Annotated in this window: 15 protein-coding genes and 2 pseudogenes; 14 read left to right on the top strand and 3 right to left on the bottom strand. The window is 65.6% G+C overall.

All coding sequences use genetic code 11. From position 1 onward, the window contains the following. Positions 1-342 precede the first annotated feature (342 nt). Positions 343-432 (top strand): annotated as a pseudogene (locus HMPREF2565_RS14415) (hypothetical protein); the annotation flags it as partial. 33 nt (positions 433-465) lie between these two features. After that, entirely contained in the window at positions 466-675 is a 210-nt protein-coding gene (locus HMPREF2565_RS14420) for a hypothetical protein (RefSeq protein ID WP_371441012.1), read from the top strand. 113 nt (positions 676-788) lie between these two features. On the opposite strand, the gene HMPREF2565_RS08300 is transcribed toward HMPREF2565_RS14420, so the two are convergent. Then, a complete protein-coding gene (locus HMPREF2565_RS08300; protein ID WP_071407130.1) occupies positions 789-2,735 on the bottom strand; it encodes an N-acetylmuramoyl-L-alanine amidase in 1,947 nt (648 codons plus the stop codon). A 170-nt stretch (positions 2,736-2,905) separates the two neighbouring features. On the opposite strand from HMPREF2565_RS08300, the gene glf reads away from it, so the two are divergent. The 3 genes from glf to HMPREF2565_RS08315 all read left to right on the top strand — a co-directional run bounded on the left by glf (position 2,906) and on the right by HMPREF2565_RS08315 (position 5,076). Beyond that, a complete protein-coding gene (gene glf / locus HMPREF2565_RS08305) occupies positions 2,906-4,102 on the top strand; it encodes a UDP-galactopyranose mutase (protein ID WP_071407131.1) in 1,197 nt (398 codons plus the stop codon). Between the two features lie 78 nt (positions 4,103-4,180). Then, the gene (locus tag HMPREF2565_RS08310) at positions 4,181-4,378 is read left to right on the top strand and encodes a hypothetical protein (RefSeq protein ID WP_070682238.1); all 198 of its coding nucleotides are present in this window, start codon (positions 4,181-4,183) and stop codon (positions 4,376-4,378) included. A gap of 89 nt (positions 4,379-4,467) precedes the next feature. Beyond that, entirely contained in the window at positions 4,468-5,076 is a 609-nt protein-coding gene (locus HMPREF2565_RS08315; protein ID WP_071407132.1) for a three-helix bundle dimerization domain-containing protein, read from the top strand. Positions 5,077-5,078: 2 nt separating this feature from the next. Here HMPREF2565_RS08315 and HMPREF2565_RS08320 read toward each other — a convergent pair. Continuing rightward, positions 5,079-5,474 (bottom strand): annotated as a pseudogene (locus tag HMPREF2565_RS08320) (IS110 family transposase); the annotation flags it as partial. 417 nt (positions 5,475-5,891) lie between these two features. Here HMPREF2565_RS08320 and HMPREF2565_RS08325 point away from each other — a divergent pair. The 9 genes from HMPREF2565_RS08325 (at position 5,892) to HMPREF2565_RS08365 (ending at position 16,987) form a co-directional block, all read left to right on the top strand. Next, positions 5,892-6,605 (top strand): ECF transporter S component, encoded by a 714-nt coding sequence (locus tag HMPREF2565_RS08325; RefSeq protein WP_232751627.1) that lies wholly within the window; start codon positions 5,892-5,894, stop codon positions 6,603-6,605. A 107-nt stretch (positions 6,606-6,712) separates the two neighbouring features. After that, entirely contained in the window at positions 6,713-8,959 is a 2,247-nt protein-coding gene (locus HMPREF2565_RS08330; protein WP_246819130.1) for an ATP-binding cassette domain-containing protein, read from the top strand. Between the two features lie 166 nt (positions 8,960-9,125). Continuing rightward, positions 9,126-10,205, top strand: coding sequence for a saccharopine dehydrogenase family protein (locus tag HMPREF2565_RS13750; protein ID WP_246819131.1), 1,080 nt, complete (start codon positions 9,126-9,128; stop codon positions 10,203-10,205). Then, positions 10,202-11,245 carry an ABC transporter ATP-binding protein gene (locus tag HMPREF2565_RS08340; protein ID WP_071407134.1) on the top strand — a complete coding sequence of 348 codons (1,044 nt, stop codon included), beginning with the start codon at positions 10,202-10,204 and terminating at the stop codon, positions 11,243-11,245. Before HMPREF2565_RS13750 ends, HMPREF2565_RS08340 begins: the two co-directional genes overlap by 4 nt. Beyond that, a complete protein-coding gene (locus HMPREF2565_RS08345; protein WP_071407135.1) occupies positions 11,242-11,994 on the top strand; it encodes an ABC transporter permease in 753 nt (250 codons plus the stop codon). Before HMPREF2565_RS08340 ends, HMPREF2565_RS08345 begins: the two co-directional genes overlap by 4 nt. Further along, complete coding sequence (locus tag HMPREF2565_RS08350) at positions 11,991-12,728, top strand: ABC transporter permease (RefSeq protein WP_046647602.1); 738 nt, start codon at positions 11,991-11,993, stop codon at positions 12,726-12,728. The genes HMPREF2565_RS08345 and HMPREF2565_RS08350 overlap by 4 nt, the downstream gene beginning before the upstream one ends. Positions 12,729-12,801: 73 nt before the next feature. Next, a complete protein-coding gene (locus HMPREF2565_RS08355) occupies positions 12,802-13,482 on the top strand; it encodes a class I SAM-dependent methyltransferase (protein WP_046647601.1) in 681 nt (226 codons plus the stop codon). Beyond that, positions 13,479-15,257, top strand: coding sequence for an ABC transporter ATP-binding protein (locus tag HMPREF2565_RS08360; protein ID WP_046647600.1), 1,779 nt, complete (start codon positions 13,479-13,481; stop codon positions 15,255-15,257). Before HMPREF2565_RS08355 ends, HMPREF2565_RS08360 begins: the two co-directional genes overlap by 4 nt. A 38-nt stretch (positions 15,258-15,295) precedes the next feature. Beyond that, positions 15,296-16,987 carry an ABC transporter ATP-binding protein gene (locus HMPREF2565_RS08365; protein WP_232751630.1) on the top strand — a complete coding sequence of 564 codons (1,692 nt, stop codon included), beginning with the start codon at positions 15,296-15,298 and terminating at the stop codon, positions 16,985-16,987. A 17-nt stretch (positions 16,988-17,004) separates the two neighbouring features. Here the strand turns inward: HMPREF2565_RS08365 and HMPREF2565_RS13950 are convergent, their stop codons facing one another. Beyond that, complete coding sequence (locus HMPREF2565_RS13950) at positions 17,005-17,172, bottom strand: hypothetical protein (RefSeq protein WP_154762579.1); 168 nt, start codon at positions 17,170-17,172, stop codon at positions 17,005-17,007. Positions 17,173-17,705: the final 533 nt, after the last annotated feature.

Here is a 17,705-nt window from a genome sequence, read left to right on the forward strand (position 1 = left end):
TCAGGTGTCTACCAAACAGGGGTCATGTCCGGGTGTTGGAGTCGATTAATCCGGCGGATTTGTTGGATGCGGCAGGTCAGGTGTTTTCAACCAAGCGCATGGGGGTTCTAAGCCTGCGGTGGCGACCAATGTGGTGGTCACCTTGGATGAGTTGGACCAGATTGTGCGCGGTGAGGGCGATGATATTGAGCTTGTGCTGACTAATGGTGGGCGGATGACAGGGCCCGGGAGTTTGTCACCTATAAGTTTGCTGAGGTGGGGTATGTGACGTTGGTGCATCCAACGATTGGGCCGGTGTGGTTGCATCGGGTGCGGCGTTTGGCTGGGTTTGAGCAGCGGTTAATGGCTAGTGCGGAGCATCCGACGTGCGCGCGTGAAGGGTGTAATAAGCCGGCTGATTATTGCCAGGTGCATCATTTGGTGCCGTGGAAAGCTGGTGGGGCGACGGATCCGCCGAATTTGACGATGTTGTGTGCTTATCACAATGGCATCAATGATGATGACCCGGATAAGCCGACTGGTGCTGGCTATGTCTTCCGGTTGCGGGGCGGGGTGGATTATGTGCCACCCTGGGCGGAGCCGATTACTTCCCAGTCGGCGTACCAGGCAGCGCAAGCAGCCTTGAGGCAGCAGGCCAACGGGGGCTTAGTGGGCGGAGCGCCACCCGATACTTAAAACCGTAGGCCCAAACTAACGCCGAAGCGGAAGCCACCGAGGTGGCTCCCGCAATATCGGCGATCCCACAGGGCTGTGCGCGTGAGTTTTGCGCACACGCGGTGCGGCTGGGATTAGTTCGTGAAGACCTGAATCTGCTCAGTCTCCGGGTTGTAGACAATGGAACCGCCCTGGAACTGCACGCGGACTTCCTTGCCGAAGCCGGTGGGGAGTTCGTCGGAGGTCGGTAGGCCGAGCGTCGCCGCGTTGTTGCCCGAGGCCCATTCCTTCGCGATGCGTCCCACCAGCGCGTGCGTACCGGTCTCTTCGGAGCTCAGCACGACGCCGTTCTGGAAGAGCTGGTAGATGATGCCGGCCGACTCATCCGGACCGCCAACAGCCAGGCCCAGAGCCGGGCCGAAGGCGTTAAGGACTGCCGTCCACGTTTCCTTCAGGCCCTCGTTCTTGCTCAGGGAAAGCACCTTGGTCACGATCCCCGGGATCTGCTCCACCGGCAGGCCATTGACCGTCTGGTTCATGTCAACCTGGTGCTCGGAGCGGGCATACATAATGGCGAAGAGGGTGCCAGCCAGGCCGACTAGTGCGGTGATGGTGCTCATCGGGATTTCAGTATCGCCCAGCGAGGACGTTGCCTCCTGTGCGGGAGCTGCCGGTGCAGGAGCGGAAGGCGCGTGGTTGTCGTTCGGCGTGGAGTCGGAGGTATCCGGCGTAGGGGTATCCACGCTGCCCCAGTCCGTGGAGGTCGAACCAGACGCGCCCGACTTGATGGCGAGGTACTTCTTATGCGCTGCCGCACGGATCTGCGGCCAGCGGGCAATGGTGTACTGGCCCGGGCACGCGGTGTAGTGAACGTCGCTGTGGCCGAAGAAACCGTAGACTGGGGCATCCGAACCGGCCGGGTACTTCGAGCCGCGGAAGTTCTCCGCCGAGCGCAGGGAAACGCGGGAGGTCGGATCAACACCGGAAATCGCGCCCTTCCAGCCGGCAAGATCGGTGACGGACTCCAGCAAGGCTTCCGTTGGCTGAGCCGTCTCGTAGTTACCAATCATGGAAATGCCCCACGTATTCCGGTTGAAGCCACCGATGTGGGCGCCCTGCACGGCTTCGTCGAGCCCGCCGTAGCGGCCCTCGTAGATGGTGCCGTACTTATCCACCAGCGCGTTGTATCCGATATCGCACCAGCCCAGGTTCTGGGCGTGGTACTTGTACGCGGCGCGCACCTGTGCGGCCGCCTGCGCGCGGGTGTAGTTATTGGAGCCCGCGGTGTGGTGCAGCGCAATGGCCTTGACGCCGTCATCATAGTCAGCACCCTTGCAACGGATGCTCTCATCCGCGCCCCAACCTGCGCGCGAGACCACGCGCGGCATGCCGTCGGTCTCAGCGGTCGGCTCAATGACCTCGCCCTCCTGGGCGTTGCCGTCCATGAAGACAGCCTCGAGGCCTTCCACGTCGCTATTGGCTGGAAGCTCTTCGGTCTCAGCGACGGGGGCGATGTCGCCGACGTTGAAGGAGGCGTCGTCAAGCGCGGCGTCCTCAACGGGGGTTTCGGTGAACTCTTCGTCCAGGTTCGACCCGGTCACCAGATCCACATTGTTGATGGAGACCTGCACGTCGTTGGTATCGCCTACGAAGATGAGCTCGGTGCCGTTCGTGGCGGAGGGGTCATCGTTGTTGTAGGACATCGCGTCCATGTCGTACCACTCGGACCAGGACCCGTCTGGCTGCTTAGCGCGGACGAAGGCCGCGACGTCGCGCGAACCCTTCCACGTGACGGCGAAGGAGGAGAAAGTCTCATCGCGGTGGAATTGCTTGACGGCGCGCGGGCCTTCGCCCTCGCCCTGGGCGGCGATGGCCGGGTCATCCACCACGACCGTTTCGCCGGACCCGAAGGATTCGGAGGCCGAGCTCACTTCGATGGGGCCGCTGCCCGCTTCCTGCGTTTGGATAAGGGTTTGGCCGCCCACGGCTGCGGCAGCGACCACAGCGATCGAGGTGACCGTAGCGATAACCGGCGTCGACCACGTCGATTTCGCGGGAACAAGACGACGTTTGAGGTGCACTGTTACTCCCTAGGATGGTGTGCGCCACGAGGTTAAGAGGAGCGCAAAAAGTTAACTAACGGGACAGATGTTACGCCAGTTGTTGGAGTGAAAGAAGGTGTGACACGCGAGTTTTCTCGCTTGGGTGTCACCCGCCGTTCTGTGCGTGTTACTGCTTTAAGCTGATGGCCATGACTGCATATGACCTCATCGTTGTTGGATCCGGATTCTTTGGCCTGACCGTGGCCGAGCGCGCAGCCTCCCAGCTGGGCAAGAAAGTGCTCATCGTCGAGCGCCGCGAGCACCTTGGCGGTAACGCCTACTCGGAGGCCGAGCCGGAGACCGGCATCGAGGTTCACAAGTACGGCGCGCACCTCTTCCACACCTCGAATAAGCGCGTGTGGGAGTACTGCAACCAGTTCACCGATTTCACCGATTACCAGCACCGCGTCTTCGCCATGCACGATGGCACGGCCTACCAGTTCCCCATGGGCTTGGGCCTGATTAACCAGTTCTTCGGCCGCTACTACTCGCCGGATGAGGCGCGCCAGCTCATCAAGGAGCAGGCTGGTGAGTTTGCCGTGGATGAGGCGAAGAACCTGGAGGAGAAGGCCATCGCGCTCATTGGCCGCCCGCTCTACGAGGCCTTCATTCGCGATTACACCGCAAAGCAGTGGCAGACCGACCCGAAGGAGCTGCCGGCCGGCAATATCACGCGCCTGCCGGTGCGCTACACCTTCAACAACCGCTACTTCAACGACACCTACGAGGGCCTGCCCGTCGACGGCTACGCAGCCTGGCTGGAGAAGATGGCGGAGCACGAGCTTATCGACGTCCGTCTCAACACCGACTGGTTCGACGTGCACGAGGAGGTGCGAGAGGCGTCGCCAAGCGCGCCGGTGGTCTACACCGGCCCACTGGATCGCTACTTCGACTTCGCCGAGGGCGAGCTGGGCTGGCGCACGCTGGACTTCGACCTGGAGGTGCTGGAGACCGGTGACTTCCAGGGCACCCCGGTGATGAACTACAACGATGCGGACGTGGACTACACCCGCATCCACGAGTTCCGCCACTTCCACCCGGAGCGCGCCGATAAGTACCCCAAGGACAAGACGGTGATCATGAAGGAGTACTCGCGCTTTGCCGAGAAGGGCGATGAGCCGTACTACCCGATTAACACCCCGGAGGACCGCTCCAAGCTGGAGGCCTACCGCAAGCTCGCCGCCGCCGAGGCCCGCGAGAACCAGGTCCTTTTCGGCGGCCGCCTGGGCACCTACCAGTACCTGGACATGCATATGGCCATCGCGTCCGCGCTGAGCCTGTTCGATAACAAGCTGGCTCCCTATTTCCGTGATGGCCAAGCCATCACGCAGGAGCGCGGCCACTAAGCTGCCGCGCGCGGGTTGGTTCCCGCAGCGTAGCGTGGCGCGCTATGCTGAAACACCTCGATGGAAGGAGGTGACGGCATGGCCCAGCGCAAGAAGAAGCGTGCGGACCGCAGCATGTGGAAGATGTCCCCGGAGCGGCTCGAGGAACACCTCAAGCTGCGCAGTCGCGCAACGCGCATTCCCGATAAGAAGAAGGAGCAATCCAAGAAGGCCTGCCGGAACACCCGGCGGGCCTTTGGCCGTTTATGGGGAGGTTGTGCCAGCGTATGGAACTAGACCAAAGAAAATAAAACTTGTGGCCTGTCCAACAATCGCTTAAGGTTAACAGTAGGTTAACAATAGGCGAACAGAAAGTGAGTTTAGAGATGACTTCCCCTAACGCCCGCCGTTTCGATACGTTGCGCCAGGATTTACACGCAAATTACGGCCACGAGTACACCGCGCAGGAGATTGACTCCTTCCTCGATGCCACCATTGAGCGTCACGAAGCTGGTGCGACCTTAGATGAATTTGTTCCCGTGATGGTGGAGCGTGAGGTGCGCGAGCACTTCGGCACCCACCGCATCCACGTGCGTTTCTCCGCAGGCGCCGACCACGCCCTGGCGCAGGCTGCCGTGGCGCTGACGAAGAAGTACGCCGGCGATGCCCTACTTGTCGACGCCGCCGTGGCCCACCCCGAAAACGACCCGGACTCTCACATGGCCCACGTGCTGCAGGAGCGCGGCATGGCGGAACACCCGGACCGCTACGTCGAGGACCTGCGCTTGGTGACGATCCCGGATTACATCGTGTATCTGGGCCGCGAGGTGCCGCGCGATGAAGCCGGCAAGGACGTCAAGATCTGGGACATCGCCACCGCCGAAACCGTGGAAGAGACCCGTGAGCTGGCCGATGACCTCGGAGCCCGCGTGCTCTACATGCTCAACCGCCTGGGTATCGAGCCCATCTCGGAGGATGCTGCTGTCACGGCCTAAATCAGCTGGATAAAGACTTCCTCAACGCGGTCGACACTGCGCAGGGAATCTGGAAGGTTAAGACCGGCATGGGCGATGACGTAGGCGTCGCGTACATCGGTCTTGGAGTTGCCGACGTGGATGCGAGAGAGCTGTCGCATCGCAAGCCCTGGTAGATAGCGAACATCTGCCCCCATGTCTTGGGCGACTGCGACGGTTAATCGGCCGATGTTGTTGGGCTGATCGACAATGACAAGGACCGAGGCGTTGTCGGCGAGGAATTGGCCGAAGAGCTTGCGTAGCGAGCCTTCATGCTGATTGATGCGTTTGGACAGGACTTGCCTGCCTTGGGGATCGAGGACGCAGGCGTGGTGGAAGTATTTGCCGACGTCTACGCCAATGACGAAGTCATAGGCCATGGGTGTATGCCTCCTAGCGATGAATGAGGAGTTGGACTATTTAAGCTTCATCGCTGGGGTTGTCGGACATGCTTGCGCTGGTATCCACATTACTGTGAGACCTCATACCACCTGGGCTGGGTCAGGTTCCTATTAGCAGTTTGAGGATGTCACTGTCTTCGGCGGCATCACCCCCGGATCTTTTTCAGACAGGGGCGGGAATAAGCCATACCGAAGCCAGCGACTAGTTCCACTGTCCTTTCGGACGGAGGGACCGGAAATAAACATAACCAGCCCAATCGGGTGGACAGGCTATGAATCTTCGGTGCCCTGGGGTGGAACTGCTAACAACGTAATGGGGGGGATCGGGGGCAAAGTCAATAATTCGAGTCTGGCATAAGTTGATAAGGATTGCCTAACCTAATACTGTTTCAAGTTATGTTCCGATCGGGAATCGGCACCGGAAGCGAGGCGGCGACGATGAACAGAAAACGTGGATCGACCAGAGAACCCCTCTCCGGAGGGGGAGTCGGGGACGCGGGCTCGGACGGGACGGGCGACGGCGACGCGGTGGCGTCGCAGACGGATGACGGGCGGTTGGTGCACGTCGCACCGGTCGCAGCAGGTGGCCGACCATCCACCCGCGACATGCTCGTCGCCGCCGCGATCGGCGTCGCGGGGTCTCTCATCATCGTGCCCCTGACTTACCTGCAGGTGTTCGCCGGCATCGCCCACGTTTATCTCGTCGCGGCGACGCTCGGGTTGTGGTTCCTGCCGTGCGTTGTTCCCCTCATCGTCGTCCGCAAGCCTGGCGCGAGCCTTATCGCGTGCCTTGCCATGGGCGTCGTGTCCGCGGCGACCACCCCGTTCGGCGTCGCCGCAATCGGGGCGCTGATTATGGAAGGATTACTCATCGAGCTTCCGTTCATGGTCACCCTGTACCGGCGGTGGACGCGTCCCCAGTTCGTGGCGTCGGCGATGTTGTTCTCCGCGCTGATGGGAACGATGGCCCCGCGCGCAGTCGGCGTCGACTCGCCGACCACGCCCATGACCCTGATCAGCTTCGCCGTAGCCTTGGCATCGAGCCTGGTGTTTTTGGTCCTGGGCTTTGCCGTCGCAAAGGGGCTTCGCAGCCGCGGGGTCACCCGGTGACTGGCGGAGCATCCGCGTGCGCCGGTGCGACACGCGGGACGGTCCCGGCCCGGTTACGGGTTAGTGGCGCGGGCGTGCGGCACGCCGATGGGCGATGGGCACCCGACATGGTGGATCTCTCCTTCGATTTCGGCACGATCAACGCCATCACGGGACCCGTGGGATGCGGAAAGACGAGCCTGGCCCACCTTATCGCTGGACTGATTCCCTCACACATCCCCATCGACCATGCCGGATTCGTGCACATCGTCGATGCCGACGGCACCGAACGCCCCGTGGACGGGGACCGGGTCACCTTCGTCGGGCAAGACCCGGCGACGCAGGTGCTCACGCTCCGAGTCGTCGATGACGTGTCCATGGCCCTCGAGTTTTCCCTCGTGGAAGCCGACATCGTCGCCAAGCGATCAGCCGCGGCCCTATCAGAGCTCGGGCTGTCAGAGCTCGCGGAGAAGGATCCGTGGGCTTTGTCGGGCGGGCAACGCCAGCGGATGGCCATCGCCGGTGCGGTGGCCAGGGCGCCGGAGGTCATGATCTTCGACGAGCCCGCGGCCCACGTCGACGAGGACGGTCGCCGGTCGCTGTTCGCCGCCATCCGTGATTTGCGGGCCCCGGGGCGCGTCATCCTGCTCATCGAGCACGACCTCCGTCCGTTCGACGGGTGGGTCGACACGGTGACAATCCTCGATGCGGACGGGAGCGTCGCCGCCCACGGAGCGCCGGAGGGCATCGCGGTGAAGGGCATTGCGACGACGGCCGCGACCGCCGGAACGCCGGACGCCAGTACGCCGGGCACGGGGGCACCGGACCGTCTCAGTCCGGACCGGCGGCGAAGGTCCCGGGGAGCCGGGGATGGCGCTGATCCGGAATCGGAGGCGGACGCCGTTCCACTGCTGGCCTTGACCGGAGCCCATGTGGCCCGGGGCAGGGAGCGGATCCTGAACGGGGCCGATCTGACATTGGAACGGGGCGAGATCCATGCCCTGGTCGGCACCAACGGAGCCGGTAAGTCCACCTTGCTGGCGGTGCTGTCGGGCCAGATGAAGGCGGGAGCGGACCTCCGGATCGACGGCGCGTCGGCCCGGCGCGTCCCCGACGCCTTCGCGTCGTTGGCGTTCCAGAACCCCGAGCACCAGTTCACCCGCGCGACCGTCGCCGCGGAAATCGACTCCGCGCTGGCCGGCACGGACCCGCACGGACCACTCGGCGCCGATGAGCTGCGGAAACTGCGGGAAGCCTTGTGCCCCCGGGCACTTGACCCCGTCTCGCCGTTCGTCCTGTCGGGCGGACAGAAAAGACGGTTGGGCATCTTCCTGGCGGTGGCGGCCAATCGCCGTTTGCTGCTTCTCGACGAGCCGTTGGCGCATCTGGATTCGCCGAGCTCGCGCATCGTACTGGATGCCCTAGCGGAATACGCAGGGGCCGGCGGAACCGTTGTGTTCACGTGCCACGACCGCCGTGCTGCGCGAACGTGGGCGGATCGGGCGAGCATCGTCGCCGAAGGGAAGGTCACCTGGTCCGGTCCCGCAGCCGACGTGCCGGCTTCCCCGGAGTCGTCCCGGCGGGATCGCGCACTGCCCGCGGCCGGCGCACGGACGTCCTTGGACGAAAGCCCCTGGACCAGTGGATCCGCCGCTCGAATGCGCGCGGGGTTGAACGCCATCACGATTGTCGCGGCGGTGATGCTCGTCCTCGTCGCCGGGCTGCTCTCCGGCGGAGACGCCGTTCTCGCCCTGACGGTGGTCGCGTTCCTCGCACTCGCTGCAATCGCGGAACGCGACGTTCGGGCGACGGCGGGGAAGGTCCTCCTCGCCCTGTTGATCGGGGTGTTCTTCGGCCTGCTCGGGTGGCGCTCCGAGTTCTACGGCAGTGGGGATCCGGCGGAGGCTGTCCGCCACGGCATCCATCACGGACTGCTGCTGACGGCCGTGTTCGCGGGGACGGTCCTGGTCTCCGCGTGTATGCGCGTCGAGGAGCTTTTCGACGCCATGGTGCAACGCCTCCGGGTGCCCTACACATGGTGCACCATAGCGATTTCCGGGGTGAGCATCGCGGCGTTCCTTCGCAGCGAAATCCCCCAGCTGACATGGGCGATTAGATTGCGCTCGATGCGACCGGGGCAGTCTTTCCGCTCCGGCTTCATTCGCGCGACGACGCCCGCGCGCATCGCCTTTCCCCTGTTCGTCAGCGCCGTGCGCTGCGCCGAAAAGCTGTCCCTGACCCTGGCGATGCGCAACTTCGGCCGCCATCCGCGGCGTACCTTCCGCACTGATCACCCCTGGCGAGTGCGTGATGGTTTCGCGGCCGCAGCGTCCGCCGCGACCTTCGTTGCCGCCCTGGTGTCCGCAGTGACTTGACGGGCACCCGGAACCGGCGGGCCTCGAGCCCGCGAGCGTTTCCGAGCTTGTGCGGAGACGCGCCCCACCCAGTTGCTTCAACCCTTCAGACACATCCTCCGGGTCGCGCCATGCGGGCCCGGTCCGCCCGGCACCGGCATGGCGCCGACAACCGAAAGAGGTACCAGTGAACACGATCCGGACCATCAGCGACGTGCTTCGGGACAAGGCCGATGAGACGAAGAAGGGGATCACCTTCGTCGAGAATCGGCGGGACGTCTTCGTCCCGTACGGCCGGGTCCATGCGGAGGCGGTGGCGGCTGCGACTCGGTTGGCCGAAGCCGGCATCGGCCCGTTCGAGGTGCATGCAGACTCACTCGCCCGTGCTTGCATCGACTCAGGCACCGGGTACATCGACGTCAACGATTCGATCGACGCCCGCCGCGCAATCATGGCCCTCGACGGGGATGCTCGGCGGGAGGGGGTTCCCGTGCTCACCGGGTTCGGCCTGTGCCCGGGCTTGTCGACGGCCCTGTTGATGCTCGGGGCCTGCGCTGCGGGGGTCGAAGAGGTCCGCGATGTGCGGGTCGATCTGCGAATTGCCGCCGACCAGGAATCCGGAGCCGCGTCGGTCGAGTCGATGTTCCGGACCATTCGCGGCGGATACCGCGCGATGCTCGGCGGCGCCATCGTCGAAGTGCGGCGCAACCTGGTGTCGTCGCAAAGCGGAATCGGCTACGAATGCCCGGACATCGACGTCGTACGCGGGGTGTGCCCCTCGATCCTCGGATATTTCTACCACGTCGCCTTCGATGCTCTCCCCGATGAGTCGGTGGAGAAGATCCGCACGTCGAGACTGTACGCGATGCCCGTCGTCTCCGGTCTGCTCGCCCGTCTCGGGGCGGCCGTGACGTCGCGGAAGGCGCGGGCGAAGGGCACTCCGCAACCCGCCGAGCTGGTCGTCGCACTGTCCTCCGCCGGTGCGGGCGATGCGGGGTCGGCGGCCGAGACAACCGTCGTCCGGGCGACTGGCCCGGGTTCCTACAAAATGACCGCGGCGATTGCTGCCGCCACCGTTGTGGCGGTCGCGGGGAAGCCGGTCGCGCCGGGGTGCCGGGATCTCGTCAGCCACCCCCGGCTCCTCGAACCGGTCCTCGCCTTCGCCCGCGATGCGGGCATCCATATCGAAACGCCGCATGACAACCCGACCACGGGGCCACTGCCGGCAGCGGCCCACTGCGACACCAAAGAAAAGGAGAAACGATGACGGATCAAGCTGAACGGGGTGCGGCGATCGTCGTCCGCGACCTCACGAAGAGCTACCCGATTGCGGGCACAGCCGGCACCGCGCCCGAAGGCGGGGCAGGTGCTCCGCCGGACGGCGGGCGCAAGGGAAAGCGCGGCGCCCGGATGCGCAAGCATGTGCTCGACGGCGTGAGTTTCACCGTGCCCGCCGGGTCGATCGTGTCGTTCCTCGGCCACAACGGTGCAGGCAAGACCACCCTCATCCGAATCCTGTCGACGCTCATCACCGCAGACTCCGGCGAGGTGAGCATCTTCTCGCGCGATGTGAAAGAGGACCCGGCGGGCGTGCGCGCCGACATTGCCACCACCGGCCAATTCGCGGCGATCGACGAGAACCTCACCGGCCGGGAGAACCTGGAGTTCTTCGGGCGTCTGCGCGGACTCGACCGCGCCGACGCGGCCGCCCGCGCGACGGAACTGCTCGCGCAATTCTCGCTCGCGGACAGCGCCTCGACGCTGGCGTCGGCCTATTCGGGTGGCATGCGGCGCCGCCTCGACATCGCCGCGTCGCTGTGCGTCGTGCCCAGGTTGCTGTTCCTCGACGAACCCACGACGGGGCTGGACCCGGTCAGCCGCGAAGAGTTGTGGGGCTTCATCCGGCAACTGCGGGACGACGGAATGACCCTGGTGCTGACCACCCAGTACCTGGAAGAGGCGGAGGCGCTGGCAGACCACGTCCATCTGCTCAAGGACCGCCGCATCGTCGCCAGCGGAACGCCGGAGGAATTGCGTCGCGACTTCGGGTCGCACGTGCTCCGCGTGTCCTTCGCCACTGCCGCCGGGGCGGAGGCGTTCGCCCGCTGCCTAAGGGGAGCGTGTCTGGACCGTGCCCGCGTCGCGGGGAAGTTGGTGTCCCTCGACGTCGACCCCGGACCGCAGGTCCTCGAGGCGGTGGCGCGGGCGATGGAGGCCTCGGAAACGTTGCCGGATTCGCTGAGCGTGTCGCCGCCCACCCTCAACGAAGTGTTCATATCGATGAACGCGGGGGGTGCGGCGCGATGAGTGCGACGTCGGTCGCGGCGTTTCTCCGTCGGGATCTGCTGCTGCTGCGACGCAACACCGCGTCGCTGATCTCCATGTTCGTCGTTCCTCCCCTCTTCCTGCTGTGCCTGTACGCGGTGTTTGGGTACTCGGCAGGGCAATCCGGCTTCGGGTACCTGCGTTTCGTGCTCGGCGGCTGCCTGTTCCAGGCGGCGATGTTCACCGCCGCGGCGTCGGCGATGGCGGTGGGACAGGACGTCGAATCCGGGCTCGTCGACCGTGTGCGCGTGTTGCCCGGGGCCACGGGCGGCTATGTCGCCGGCAGGCTCGCCACCGATGTGCTGCGGATGTCCGCGTCGATCGCGGCGCTGCTGATCGTCGCGTGGGCCTGTGGCCTCGACATGGCTCTCGGTGACGTCGCGTGGACAGTCCTGTGGTCACTGCTCGCCGCCGCGGTCCTGTCCCTGGTCACGGACGGGGTGATCCTGATGGTGCCCGCCCCGGTGTCGACGGCCTCATCGATCCAGGCGCTGGAAATGCTGCTGCTCATGTTCTCCACCGCGTTCATTCCGGCGACCGCTTTGGACGGCTCCCTTCGCGACGTCGTGCGCCACATGCCTTTTTCGCCGGTGATCGAGGTGATTAGGGCGGCGTCCCCGGACGCCTTCCCGGATCGCGCCGGGGAAGAGGCCGCCCTGTGGCTCGGTGTCGCGGCGGTCGCCGGAATCGTCCTGTTCATCCGCCGGTTCACCTCGAGGAGCGAATCATGATTGGCGCCATCTTCGTGCATCTGCGGCGCATCGCCCACATTTGGCTGCGGCGCCCCGACTTCTGGTTCATGACGTTCATTGCTCCGCTCGTGTACCTGTTCATCGTCAACCGCATGTTCGGTGGCCTGGTCAGGCAGCTCACCGGAGAGTTCGAACTCCGGAACGCGGTCATCCTGGTCGTGACGGCGTGGGCGTTCATCCTGGCCATCACGGGATCATCCACCGTGTTCGTTGAACGCAGCAATGGCTTCCACGAGCGGTTGATCACCATGCCGGCGCCGTACGCGGCCGTGCCGGCCGCACGGATCATTGCCGAGTTCATCCAGATCATGGCGATGACGGCCGTCGTCGCGGCGGTGGCCGCCTTGCTTTCCGACGGCCCACCGGAGGTGTCCTGGTGGTGGAGGATCGCGGTGACCGGCGCGATGGTTGCCGCGGCGGCCGCATGCACCGGCACGTACATCGCGTTCTCCATCACCAGCCCCCAGGGTTCCGTGGCCCTCATCCCGTTAATCATCGTTGCGATGTTCGTCAACACGGTGCTCATGCCCGCCGACCACTTCCGTCCCCTCCTGCGCGGAATCGCCGGGCACACCCCCGTATCCGCGGCCGGCGAGGCCGTCAACGGCACCGGAGCTGCGGGTCTGGTGGTCTGCGCGGCCTGGTTCTTAGGCATCGCCGTGCTCGCGGCGTGGGGCATCGCCGTGAAAACGAGGCCGGGGGAGTCTGCATGACGGCCCGCGAATCCGAGCATCTAACCCGAAACCGCCGCGTGGATGCGGCCCACACACCCGGAGACAGAACCAGATGAAGTCGATTGCCCAGATCGTCCAGAACAACCGCAGGCTCCTCGCGGCCTACGAGGACAAGGTCCAGCCGAGGTTCCTCAGCCGCTATGCGCGCGAACCGATGGACGCCGCCGTGTACCGGAAGCTCCGTGCGCTGAATCCCGGGCCGGATGCGCCGGCCCGGGTCCTCGACCTCGGTTGCGGAACCGGGTGGCTCGCCCGCACGCTCGCCGCTGAGTCTCGCTATCGCAGGGCGAACATCGTCGGCTACGACCTGTCGCCCAATGCGATCCGCATCGCCCGCGAACGCGCCGCCGCCGACGGGCTTGGGGCCCGGACGGAATTCCACGTTGCCGACATCCTCACGCCGCTCGCGGGAGAGCCCGGCGGGGCCTGTGAAATCTGGGTGTGTGGCGCGCTCCACCAAATGAAGGATGCGGGAGCCGCGCTCGGCAGGGTCGCCGGGCTGCTCGCCGATGGAGGCATCGCTTACGTGCAGACGTTCGTCGAGGATCCCGACGTGAACGAGCATGTGGACATGGCCGTCGTTGCGAAGATGGGCCACCGGGTGTTCCGGGGCAGCGAGGTCGAGGACCTCGCCGAAGCCAACGGGCTGAAGCTGGGCGGAGCCTCACACGCCGGCATGGTGTACTTCTGCACTCTCACGAAGAAAAGCGCGATCGGGGAGGCGGGCAAGTGAGCGCCGTGGACGGGACCGTAGGCCCGTGGTCGCTGCTCGCCCCGATTCGGACCCGGATGCGTGCGGTGGTCGCGTTATCCGTCCTGTCGTCGGTGGCTACCGTCGCTTCGCTGGTCGGCATCATCGACATCGCGATGACGTACCCGGAGGCCCCGGAGCATCGGACGTGGTTGGCCGTGGCTGTCATCGTCGTCGCCGCAACGGTGCGCATGGCCGCGGACGGCGCCGCCGGCATGCTCTCGCACCGGGCGGATAATGACCTGCAGCTCCACCTCCGGCGCCGACTGGTCGCCCAAATCCGGAAGTTGCCCCTGGGCTGGCTGGATGCCCGGCGGTCGTCGGGAATCATCGAGTCGGTTGAGAAGGACGTCGCGGCTGTCCACCAGCTCATGGGCCACACCGTCGGTGAGACCGTGGTGGCGGTGCTGGTTCCCCTGCTTTCCCTCATCGCGCTCGTCATGGTGGATTGGCGGATCGCGGTGGTGGCGGTCGTCCCGGTGCTGGTCACCTTCGCCCTGATGGGCGTGATGATTTCGCGCGGAGCCGGTCTTCAGCGCGACTACGAGCGAGCCTCCGAAGGAGTGACGGCCGCGGTCATCGAGCTGGTGCGCGGTATCCCGGTGATGAAGTCCTTCGGGCGTGCTAACCAGGGCGCGGGTCGCTACGATGCCGCGGCGTTGTCGTTCGTCCGCGCGTGGTCCGCCTGGTCCCGGCAGTCGAACATCTATCTCGGGCTCATCGACGTGGTGACGTCCCCGACCACAGTTCTCGCAGTGGTGTGCGGGGCCGGCCTCGCTCTGAGGGACGCCGCGGGCGGCATACCGGAGGGTCTCGTCGCCGGGCTGGTTCTCAGCCTTGGACTCTCCGCGGCGATCGTGCGGGTGGCCATGAACTCCGAACCCATCATCGCGGGGATCGCCGCCCTGAAGTCCATCGCGGAGGTGCTGAGCACGCCGCCGATCGCCGAGCCCGCCGATCCGGTGCCCGCGCGCGGAGGCGCGCTCGAGGTCCGGAACCTGGTCTTCTCCTACGCCGATGGGCCGCGGGTCCTCGACGGGATGTCCGCGACGTTCGAACCGGGGACCCTCACGGCGCTGGTGGGGTCCTCCGGTTCCGGAAAGTCCACCGTCGCCCGGCTGTTGGCGCGTTTCCACGACCCTGTCGAAGGCTCGGTGCTGCTGGGCGGCGACGATCTTCGCGACATCGCCGTGCGCGACGTGCACCGTTCGGTGTCGGTGGTGTTCCAGGATCCGCAGTTGCTCACGCTGCCCTTGCGGGAGAACATCCGGCTGGCCAGGAGAGACGCCACCGACGGCGAAATCATGGCGGCCGCGAAGCTCGCGAACCTCGATACGGTCATCGCGGCGCTGCCGAAGGGCCTGGATTCGGTGGTCAACGTCGACGTGACCTTTTCCGGTGGTGAGGCGCAGCGCGTGGCCATCGCGAGGTCGATTGTCACGGACGCGCCGGTGCTCATCTTCGACGAGGCAACCGCTTACGCGGATCCGGCTTCCGAGGCCCTCATTCAGTCCGCAATCGAGCGTTTGGCTCGTTCGCGGACGGTGATCGTGATTGCGCACAGATTGAGCACGATCCGCAACGCCGACCGCATCCTCGTTCTCGATGGGGGAGCGGTCGCGGAGGCGGGCACCCACGACGAGTTGCTTGCGCGCGGTGGCCGCTACCGGGATCTGTGGCGCGCGTTCGCGCTCGACGACGAACCATCCGCTCCGCGGGGCACTGAATCAGACGATGAAAAGGCAGGGAACCGATGATTCGGGACTTGTGGTCGATGACGGATCGGCTCTCGAGAATGACACTGGTGTGGCTCATTGCGTTGGCCACGCTTGCCGCGCTGGCCCAGGGAGCGGCGTTCGTCGCGCTGCTGCCGCTGCTGTCGGCTCTGGCCGAGGGAGATGATGCGACGGCATGGCGTTTCACCGGCGTCATCGCCGGCCTCGCGGCCGCCCATGCGGTGCTGTCCCTCGCCGCGGGGACGGTCGGCAGAGCGAATTCCGCAGCGGTGCTGTCGTCCCTGCTGCGTTCCCTGGGCGAACGCGTGCTGACATTGCCACTCGGGTACGTCACCAAGTCCACGGCCGGCCGCTTTTCGGAGATGGCGTCGTCGGGTATCGCGTTCGCGGCGTCCGTGCCGCACGTGATCCTGCGGCCCGTCATCGCCGCGGTGGTTACGCCGACCGTCATCGCCTTCGGAATTCTGGCGGTGGATTGGCGCGTCGGTTTGGTTCTTGTCGCGTCGGCACCGGTGCTCTTCTTCGCCTACCGGGCCATTGGCCGGGTCGGCGGGGAGTCGGACGAAGCGCATGCTGACGCCGTCGCTGCCGTCTCCGGCAGGCTGATCGAGTTCACCCGCGGCCAGCAGGCGATTCGCGCCGCGGGCGACGGTTCGGCGGCGGACGCGATGGTGGATGAGGCGATCCGGGCCCAACACGATGCGTTCGCGAAGGCGACGTCGACGCAGGGGGCGGCCATCGGACGGTTGGGTTCGGTCGTCCATGCGGTGTTCACAGCGGCGGTGATCGTCGCCGTGGCAGTCGCCGCGACGGGTGGGATGGCGCCGACGCATTTGGCGCCGATGCTCATCGTGCTCGTCCAGTTCACCGGACCGATCACCACGGCGGGAGCGTTGTCCGGCGGGTTCGGTGCGGGCCGCAACACGTTGGCTGCGTTGCGTGACCTGCGGGCAATCCCCGCCCTTCCCGAACCTGCCGCACCGGAGCTGCCCGACGGGCATGACGTGGAGTTCCGCGACGTGAGCTTCGGGTACGGGGATAAGAAGGTTCTCGACGGCGTCAGCTTCCGTGCACCTCAGGGAGCACTGGTTGCCGTAGTGGGACCGTCGGGGGCGGGCAAGACGACGGTCATGCGGCTGCTGTCGCGTTTTCATGATCCGGACTCGGGGGAGATCCTCATCGGCGGGGTGCCCTTGCCTCGGATCGGCACCGACGGCGTGAACTCGCTGGTGACCCCGGTGTTCCAGGAGACGTTCCTTTTCGACGCGTCCGTGCGGGACAACGTGGTCTTCGCCGACCCCGGATTCGGTTCCAGGCCCGGTGACGGGGACCGCTTGCGCGAGGCCGCCCGGCGTTCCGGGGTGGACCGCATCGTGGAGCTGCTGCCTTCCGGGTGGGATACCCCGGTGGGGGAGGAAGGGACGCTGCTGTCGGGAGGCGAGCGGCAGCGCGTCGCCATCGCCCGGGCGTTTCTGAAGGATTCCCCGGTGGTACTTCTCGACGAGCCGACGTCCTCGCTGGATGCGGCCACTGAGCGGGCGATCATCGGCACGATTGAGGCGTTGCGCGGCGATCGCACCGTGATCGTCGTCGCCCATCGCCTGCACACCATCCGCGATGCCGACCTCATCGTCGTGCTTTCGGAGGACGGGACGGTCGCAGAACGGGGCACGCACGATGAATTGCTGGCGAAGGGCGGCCGCTATGCCGAGTCGTGGGCGTGCCGGACGGGGAGTTCCCCGGGCGCCTGATCCTCGTCCGTCGAGGACTATCGCTCCGGTCCGGTACCGGTGCAGTGGTCCCGCCACGCCGTCCCGGTCAGCGGGTCCTCGACGATGCCCTGGGCGACAGGGTCGTAATTGAAGCCGTAGTGCTCGGTGCGGTGGGCGGGGCACACGTCTTGGACGGTGATGTTGGTGACGCCGGGTTCCCGCACGAAGGAGTTTTAGTGGGGGAGCACGGCATTGTCGTGCCGCGTGCCTAGGAAGGTGTACCGCACGCCCGGTCGAGTGATGTCGCCGATGGTCAGCTCATTCAGCAGCATGGAACCGGAGATCTGCTGTTCCCAGGCAAGCGCGTTCGTTTGCCGGCGTTTCGGGAGTATCCGTGGCGCATCTCGGGGTGGACGTCAAAGCGATCGGCTGCGCTGTGCGCCCGGGGCCCGTGGTTCGAGGCATCGGTACCGATGAGCTGTTCGACGACCCGGTCCCGGGAATGAGGATGACGGGCAATTCACCGTCCCGGGGCGGCACCGGAAGTCGTTGGCGCCGGGGGCACCAGACCGGGCTTGGCCATGGACAGGGCCCGGGCGGCCGCGGGTGAGGTTTGCCGGCGGCCGGGCCACCGGTCGGGAAACCGCCGTCCGACAGCAACGAGGGGATTCTCGTCACCTCGTCGGGGGGTGTTCCTATATAGGTTGTGAACTCCACGGGTGGGCTTGGGGCCTGACCCCCGGAAAGTAGACACGTC

The sequence above is a fragment of the Corynebacterium sp. HMSC072A04 genome (genome assembly GCF_001809235.1).
GTDB classification, from domain to species: Bacteria; Actinomycetota; Actinomycetes; order Mycobacteriales; family Mycobacteriaceae; genus Corynebacterium; species Corynebacterium hiratae.